Source organism: Stenotrophomonas sp. 05L44_2 (assembly GCF_056665995.1).
Genome location: NZ_JBFTNR010000119.1, coordinates 1 through 7,558, shown reverse-complemented (window position 1 = coordinate 7,558; position 7,558 = coordinate 1). Strand labels below are relative to the sequence as shown.

General features: G+C 65.3%; 7 protein-coding genes and 1 pseudogene. 5 read left to right on the top strand and 3 right to left on the bottom strand.

The annotated features are described in order from the left end of the window. The 3 genes and pseudogenes from AC1VAN_RS06180 to AC1VAN_RS06170 form a co-directional block, all read left to right on the top strand. A pseudogene (locus AC1VAN_RS06180) lies at nucleotides 1-158 on the top strand (UDP-glucose 6-dehydrogenase); the annotation flags it as partial. After that, nucleotides 151-390 carry a SlyX family protein gene (locus tag AC1VAN_RS06175; RefSeq protein WP_025876828.1) on the top strand — a complete coding sequence of 80 codons (240 nt, stop codon included), beginning with the start codon at nucleotides 151-153 and terminating at the stop codon, nucleotides 388-390. The pseudogene AC1VAN_RS06180 and the gene AC1VAN_RS06175, both read left to right, overlap by 8 nt. A gap of 10 nt (nucleotides 391-400) precedes the next feature. After that, on the top strand, nucleotides 401-1,084 hold the full coding sequence (locus AC1VAN_RS06170; protein ID WP_032976315.1) for a DUF2058 domain-containing protein: 684 nt from the start codon (nucleotides 401-403) through the stop codon (nucleotides 1,082-1,084). Nucleotides 1,085-1,159: 75 nt separating this feature from the next. On the opposite strand, the gene metH is transcribed toward AC1VAN_RS06170, so the two are convergent. Genes metH through AC1VAN_RS06155 form a run of 3 tightly spaced genes read right to left on the bottom strand, consistent with a single transcriptional unit; the run spans nucleotide 1,160 to nucleotide 5,930 of the window. After that, nucleotides 1,160-3,844, bottom strand: a complete 2,685-nt coding sequence (gene metH / locus AC1VAN_RS06165; RefSeq protein WP_025876832.1) for a methionine synthase — start codon at nucleotides 3,842-3,844, stop codon at nucleotides 1,160-1,162. 54 nt (nucleotides 3,845-3,898) lie between these two features. Beyond that, nucleotides 3,899-4,993: a homocysteine S-methyltransferase family protein gene (locus AC1VAN_RS06160; protein ID WP_032976314.1), complete on the bottom strand. Its 1,095-nt coding sequence runs from the start codon at nucleotides 4,991-4,993 to the stop codon at nucleotides 3,899-3,901. Nucleotides 4,994-5,000: 7 nt separating this feature from the next. Next, entirely contained in the window at nucleotides 5,001-5,930 is a 930-nt protein-coding gene (locus AC1VAN_RS06155) for an ArsR/SmtB family transcription factor (RefSeq protein ID WP_480985466.1), read from the bottom strand. 135 nt (nucleotides 5,931-6,065) lie between these two features. On the opposite strand from AC1VAN_RS06155, the gene AC1VAN_RS06150 reads away from it, so the two are divergent. Continuing rightward, nucleotides 6,066-7,214 carry an acyl-CoA dehydrogenase family protein gene (locus AC1VAN_RS06150; RefSeq protein ID WP_480985465.1) on the top strand — a complete coding sequence of 383 codons (1,149 nt, stop codon included), beginning with the start codon at nucleotides 6,066-6,068 and terminating at the stop codon, nucleotides 7,212-7,214. Nucleotides 7,215-7,358: 144 nt separating this feature from the next. After that, nucleotides 7,359-7,558 (top strand): hypothetical protein (locus tag AC1VAN_RS06145; protein ID WP_480985464.1); only part of this gene is annotated, 200 nt, incomplete at its 3' end.

The following is a 7,558-nucleotide window of genomic DNA, read 5'->3' as shown; positions in this document are numbered from 1 at the left end:
AGTGGAAGCAGTTCCGCAGCCCTGATTTCCAGATGCTGCGCGAGCGGCTGAAGGATGCGGTGGTGTTCGACGGCCGGAATCTGTACGAGCCGGCTGAAGTCGAGGCTGCCGGCCTCGCGTATTACGGCATTGGCCGGGGGCGTTCGCTGCATGTCTGAAGTACCGACCGAACGCGAGCAGGCGCTGGAAGCGCGCCTGGTCGAGCTGGAGATGCGCGTGTCCTTCCAGGAACACGCGCTGGCCGAACTGAGCGATGCACTTGCAGACGCGCGCATGGAAGGCAGCCGCAATGCCGGCATCCTGCGCGTGCTGCTGGAAGACCTGGGCAAGGTCCGCAATGCATTGAATTCTTCTGATCCGGCGAGCGAACCGCCGCCGCCGCACTACTGATCCATATCCTATGAGCGATACCCTCCGCGACCAGCTGATGGGCCTGGGCTTCAAGCCCGCGCCCAAGCCCGAGCGCAAGAATGATGCCCCCCGCCGTGATGGCCGCCCGCAGGGCAAGGGTGGCGCTGGCAATGGAAAGCCGCAGCACGCTGGCAAGGGCGAACACAAACCCGGCGAGCGGCGGGCGCATGGCAATGGCGGCCCGGGCAAGCCTGGCCAGCAGCGTGGCCAGGGCCACGGGCAGGGGCCGCGCAAGCCGCGTACCGCCGAGGAAATGGATCTGGCCAAGGCYTACGCGATCCGTGCCCAGCGCGAAAAGGAAGAGCGCATCGAGACCGAGCGCCTGAAGCAGGAAGAAGCCCGCCAGCGCCGCGAGGCCAAGGTGAAGCTGGAAGAACTGCTGAAGGACAAGAGCCTGAATGCCGAAGCGGCCGATATCGCGCGCCACTTCCCGTACGGCGGCAAGATCAAGCGCATCTACGTCACCGCCGAGCAGCTCAAGGCACTCAATGCCGGTGAACTGGGCGTGGTCCAGCTCAATGGTCGCTACCTGCTGGTGACGGCTGAAGTCCTGGCCCAGTCTGAGGCGGTGTTCGCCGCTTCGGTGGCGTTGAAGGTCGACCCGAATGCACCGGCCGAGGACGATCCCTACGCCGACCCGCAGTACCAGGTGCCCGACGACCTGGTCTGGTAAGCACCGACAAAAAGGGGACGGAGGGGATTAAGTCGTTTGTGCCAAGAACGACTTAATCCCCTCCGTCCCCTTTTTTCATTCCGGATCGTAGTCGAGGTTGGACGCCAGCCAGCGTTCGGCCTGGGCACGGTCCACGCCCTTGCGGCGTGCGTAGTCGGTGACCTGCTCGCGACCGAGGCGGCCGACCACGAAATACTGGCTCTGCGGGTGGCTGAAGTAGTAGCCCGACACCGCTGCGGTCGGCAGCATCGCGAAGCTCTCGGTCAGTTGCATGCCGGCGTTGGTTTCCGCCCCCAGCAGGTCGAACAACCGGCGTTTTTCGCTGTGCTCGGGGCAGGCGGGGTAACCGGGCGCGGGGCGGATGCCGCGGTACTTTTCGTCGATCAGCGCTTCGTTGTCGAGCGTTTCGGCGTGGTCGTAACCCCAGAACCCGGTGCGTACGCGCTGGTGCAGGCGTTCGGCCAGGGCTTCGGCAAAGCGGTCGGCGAGCGCCTTCAGCAGGATTGCGTTGTAGTCGTCGTGGTCGGCCTCGAAACGGGCCACGTGCGCGTCGATGCCGATCCCGGCGGTCACTGCGAAGGCGCCGATCCAGTCCTGCTTGCCGCTGTCGGCCGGAGCGATGAAATCGGCCAGGCAGAAATCCGGGCGTTCGGCGGGCTTGTCCACCTGTTGCCGCAGGAAGTGCAGGGTGGCTTCGCCATCGGGATGCTGCACACGTACGTCGTCGCCGATGCTGTTGGCAGGCCACAGCCCGAACACGGCCTTGGCCCGCAGCCACTTCTCGTTGACGATGCGGTCGAGCATCGCGCGCGCGTCCTGGTACAGCTCGCTGGCCTGGGTGCCGACGATTTCATCGGTGAGGATGGCCGGGTACTTGCCGGCCAGCTCCCACGCCTGGAAGAACGGCGTCCAGTCGATGTAGGGCACCAGCTCGGCCAGTGGGTAGTCATCGAATACATGCAGGCCCGGCTGCTTCGGTGCGGGTGGCGTGTACGCCTGCCAGTCGCACTGGAACTTCTGGCCACGTGCATGTTCCAGCGAGACCAGGCGCTTGGCGTCACCGCGGTTGCGGTGGCGGGTGCGGATCTCGGCGTAGTCCGCCTCGTTGGCGGCGACGAACGCATCCCGCAGCTCGCGCGAGATCAGCGACTGCGCCACGCCCACGGCGCGCGAGGCGTCCTTCACCCAGACCGTCGGGGCTTTGTAGTGCGGGTCGATCTTCAGCGCGGTGTGCGCACGTGAGGTGGTCGCGCCGCCGATCATCAGTGGCAGGTCAAAGCCCTGCCGCTGCATTTCACGGGCGACATGGCTCATTTCTTCCAGTGACGGCGTGATCAGGCCGGACAGGCCGATGATGTCGGCCTGGTGCTCGCGGGCGGCATCGAGGATCTTCTGCGCCGGCACCATCACGCCCAGATCGATCACCTCGAAGTTGTTGCAGGCCAGGACCACGCCGACGATGTTCTTGCCGATGTCGTGCACATCGCCCTTCACCGTGGCCATGATGATCTTGCCGTTGCTCTTGGCGGTGTCGCCGCTGCGGGCCTTTTCGGCTTCGATGTAGGGCAGCAGGTAGGCCACTGCCTTCTTCATCACACGTGCCGATTTCACCACCTGCGGCAGGAACATCTTGCCGGCACCGAACAGGTCGCCGACCACGTTCATGCCGGCCATCAGCGGGCCTTCAATGACGTCCAGCGGGCGGCTGGAACGTTGCCGGGCTTCTTCGGTATCGGCGTCGACCCAGGCATCCAGGCCATGCACCAGCGCATGCGCCAACCGTGCGTCCACCGGCTTCTCGCGCCAGGCCAGGTCTTCGGTCTTCGCCGCGCCCTTGCTGCCCTTGTAGCGCTCGGCGATTTCAAGCAGGCGCTCGGTGGCATCAGAGCGGCGGTTGAGGATCACGTCCTCCACGCGCTCGCGCAGTTCCGGCTCCAGCTCGTCGTAGATCGGCATGGCGCCGGCGTTGACGATGCCCATGTCCATGCCCGCGGCGATCGCGTGGTACAGGAACACCGAGTGGATCGCCTGGCGCACGGTTTCGTTGCCGCGGAACGAGAACGAAACGTTGGACACGCCGCCGGACACATGGCAGTGCGGCAGCGTCTGCTTGATGATGCGGGTGGCTTCGATGAAGTCGACCGCATAGTTGTCATGCTCTTCAATGCCSGTGGCSACSGCGAAGATGTTCGGGTCGAAGATGATGTCCTGTGGCGGGAAGCCGATTTCATCGACCAGCAGGCGATAGGCGCGGGTGCAGATTTCAACCTTTCGCGCGCAGGTATCGGCCTGCCCGCTCTCATCGAAGGCCATCACCACCGCCGCCGCACCGTAGCGCAGCACTTTGCGCGCGTGCTCGCGGAACAGGTCCTCGCCTTCCTTCAGCGAGATCGAATTGACCACGCTCTTGCCCTGCAGGCACTTCAGGCCAGCCTCGATCACGCTCCACTTGGAGGAATCGACCATTACCGGGATGCGGGCGATGTCCGGCTCGGACATGATCAGGTTGAGGTAGCGGGTCATCGCCGCTTCCGAATCGATCAGGCCCTCGTCCATGTTGACGTCGAGGATCTGTGCGCCGCTGGCCACCTGCTGCCGGGCCACGTCCACCGCTTCTTCGTAACGGCCTTCCTTGATCAGTTTGCGGAACTGCGCGCTGCCGGTGACGTTGGTGCGTTCGCCGACATTGACGAACAGCAGATCCGGGGTGATGACCAGCGGTTCCAGGCCGGACAGGCGGGTAGGGCGGACAGGCGTCATGATCGGCGGCAACTCAGCGGCAACAGGGGGACGTGCGGGAGGGGGTGGAGGTGTTCATGCCGCCTGCACCTGGGCGGCAGGCAGGGCGCGGGGCGGCAGCCCGGCCACCGCCAGCGCGATCGCGCGGATGTGGTCCGGGGTGGAGCCACAGCAGCCGCCGACCAGATTGAGCAGGCCATCTTCGGCAAAGCCACGCAGGGTGGCGGCCATTTCCTCGGGTGTTTCGTCGTACTCACCGAATGCATTGGGCAGGCCGGCGTTGGGATGGGCACTGACGTAGCAGTCCGACACCTGCGACAGGGTTTCCACGTGCGGACGCATGGCATCGGCGCCGAGTGCGCAGTTCAGGCCGATCGACAACGGCCGTGCATGCGCGAGTGACGCCTGGAACGCCTCGGCGGTCTGTCCGGACAGGGTGCGCCCGGAAGCATCGGTGATGGTGCCGGAAATCATGATCGGCAGCCGCGCGCCACGTGCATCGAAGGCCTCCTCGATGGCGTACAGCGCAGCCTTGGCGTTGAGCGTATCGAAGATGGTCTCGACCATGATCGTGTCGGCGCCACCATCGATCAGGCCATCGATGGCTTCGCGGTAGGTGCCGCGCAGCTCATCGAAACTGGTGTTGCGGAAGCCGGGATCATTGACGTCCGGACTGATCGAAGCGGTGCGGCTGGTCGGGCCGAGCACGCCGATGACGAAGCGCGGCTTGTCCGGTGTGGTGGCCGCCACCGCATCGCAGCAGGCACGTGCGACGGCCGCACCCGCCTTGTTCAGCTCGTACACCAGGTGTTCGAGGTGGTAGTCGGCCTGGCTGACCGAGGTGGCGTTGAAGGTGTTGGTTTCCACCAGGTCCGCGCCCGCTTCCAGGTAGGCGGTGTGGATGCCGGCGATGACCTCCGGCCGGGTCAGCAGCAACAGGTCGTTGTTGCCCTTCAGGTCGTGGCCTTCGGGTGTGCTGCCGTGGTCGCAGCCGGGCCCATGGGCGTGGTCGTAACCGCCGGCGAAGCGCTCGCCCCGGTAATCCTCTTCCTGCAGGCCGTGGCGCTGGATCATCGTGCCCATCGCGCCGTCGATGATCAGGATCCGATCACGCAGGGCAGCGAGCAGCGATTCCACGCGTTCCGGGTGCAGCCAGGGCAATGCGGGCATGTCGACCTCAGGGTTTGTTGGCGATCAGCGAGATCACTTCGAAATGCGGCGGGCGCTTTTCGCGGGTGACCGTTTCCAGGTTGGAGACCTGCAGGCCGGCCTTGTCGACGAACTTCTTCAGCTCCTTGTCGCTGAAGCCGAGGTTGACATGGCCATAAGCATCGACCGCGGCCTTGTGCTCGTGGCGGGCCAGGCTGCACAGCAGCAGGCGACCGCCCGGGCGCAGTACGCGCGCGGCTTCGGTGACCGCCTGCGCCGGCTTGCTGGCGTAGGTCAGGGCGTGCATCAGCACCACAAGGTCGAAGCTGCGGTCCTTGAAGGGCAGGGCATGCATGTCGCCCTCGCGGACTTCCACGTTCGGCAGGCGGCGCAGGCGTTCGCTGGCGGCGGCCACCACGCGCGCACTGGTATCGATGCAGATGTAGCGCCTGGCGTGCGGGGCGACCAGTTCGGCCAGCACACCGTCGCCSGAGGCGATATCCAGCACGTCGCCGGTTTCCAGCAATKGCAGCRSGGWGCGCGCCAGCGYTTCCCAGGTGCGGCCSGGGGAGTARTGGCGYTCCATGTCGCCGGCSACGSTGTCGGCCCAGTTCTGGTCGGCAGCGCGGTGGGCGAGCACCGCCGCTACCCGTTCAGCATCCTGGCGCAGCAACGGGTCGTCGCTTCCGTTGCTCAGGGCATGCCACAATGCACGCTGCGCCGGGTCCAGCTGGGCTTCGTCGAAGCGGTAGTAGGCCGACACGCCCGCACGGCGGTCGCGCACAAGGCCGGCTTCCTTCAGGCGCGCCAGATGAGTCGATACCCGCGGCTGCGCCAACCGGGTGATGGCCGAAAGCTCGGCCACGGTCAGCTCTTCCTGCTCCAGCAGCGCCAGCAGGCGCACGCGGGTAGCATCGGCGAACACCTTCAGGCGGGTCGACCAGTCCTCCAGATCCATAAGTATCCACCTATCGCGATATAGAGATATATTCGCCGACGACACCCCTTCCGGTCAAGTCGCAGCTCCCCACGAGTCAGCCGCCGATGGCCGGCCCCCGGTACAATCGGCGAACCATTTTCCCGGGAGGGTGTTGTGGATTTCAGCTTTACCGAAGAGCAGTTGATGCTGCAGGACGTTGCGCGCCGGATCGCGCAGGAAAAGATCGCCCCGAGCGCGGAGCACCATGACCGTACCGGTGAGTTCCCGCTGGACAACATCCGCCTGCTGGGCGAGAACGGCCTGATGGGCATCGAAGTGCCGACCGAATACGGTGGCGCGGGCATGGACCCGATCGCGTACGTGCTGGCGATGGTGGAGGTCGCCGCCGGTGATGCTGCGCATTCGACCATCATGTCGGTSAACAAYTCGCTGTTCTGCAACGGCATCCTGACCCATGGCAGCGAAGCGCAGAAGCAGAAGTACGTGCGCGCCATCGCCGAAGGCGAGGCCATCGGTGCATTCGCGCTGACCGAGCCGCAGTCGGGCTCGGACGCCACTGCCATGCGTTGCCGCGCGGTCAAGCAGGCCGACGGCAGCTATGTCATCAATGGCAAGAAGAGCTGGATCACTTCCGGCCCGGTGGCCAAGTACATCGTGCYGTTCGCGATGAGCGAGCCGGACAAGGGCGCGCGTGGCATCACCGCGTTCATGATCGACACCGACAAGGCCGGTTTCGGCCGCGGCAAGACCGAACCGAAGCTGGGCATCCGTGCCTCGGCCACCTGCGAGATCGAGTTCAACGATTACGTGGCGCAGCCCGAAGACGTGCTGGGGCAGGAAGGCGAGGGCTTCAAGATCGCCATGGGCGTACTCGACGCCGGCCGCATCGGCATTGCCTCGCAGGCGATCGGTATTGCCCGTGCCGCCTATGAAGCGACCCTGGAGTATGTGAAGGACCGCAAGGCCTTCGGTGCGGCCATCGGTACGTTCCAGATGACCCAGGCGAAGATTGCCGACATGAAGTGCAAGCTGGATGCGGCACTGCTGCTGACCCTGCGTGCGGCATGGGTGAAGGGCGAGGGCAAGCGCTTCAGCAACGAGGCCGCCATCGCCAAGCTGACCGCTTCGGAAGCGGCAATGTGGATCACCCACCAGGCCGTACAGATCCATGGCGGCATGGGCTATTCCAAGGAAATGCCGCTGGAGCGCTACTTCCGTGATGCCAAGATCACCGAGATCTACGAAGGCACCTCGGAGATCCAGCGCCTGGTGATCGCCCGCAACGAGACCGGTCTGCGTTGATTTTCCCGTGCCGCGCCGCTGCAATGGCGGCGCGGCAGTAGATCCACGCCATGCGTGGATGGCGTTGTGCCCAGATGGCATGCCCCTCTGGCTTTCCAGGATGCATGCTGCTGCAATGCGGATCGTTTTTTCTGGAGATACCGCATGATCTACCGCGGCTGGGGCTTCATGACGCTGGTGACGCCGATCGCAGGCATCCTGTTGCTGGCGTACTTCTTCCCGCACGACGGCGCCAAGGGCAACATCCCGCTGCAGCAGGTGCTGCTGGGTGGTGGCATCGGTGCGGCAGTGAACGTGCTGCTGGGCCTGTGGCTCAACCGTGCGCCGCGGCCGAAGGGTGAGGC

What these genes read in the sequence shown, in the direction of transcription:
- AC1VAN_RS06160 (WP_032976314.1), bottom strand. Translation starts at nt 4,993, where the DNA reads ATGCCCGCATTGCCCTGGCTGCACCCGGAACGCGTGGAATCGCTGCTC.
- AC1VAN_RS06175 (WP_025876828.1), top strand. Translation starts at nt 151, where the DNA reads ATGTCTGAAGTACCGACCGAACGCGAGCAGGCGCTGGAAGCGCGCCTG.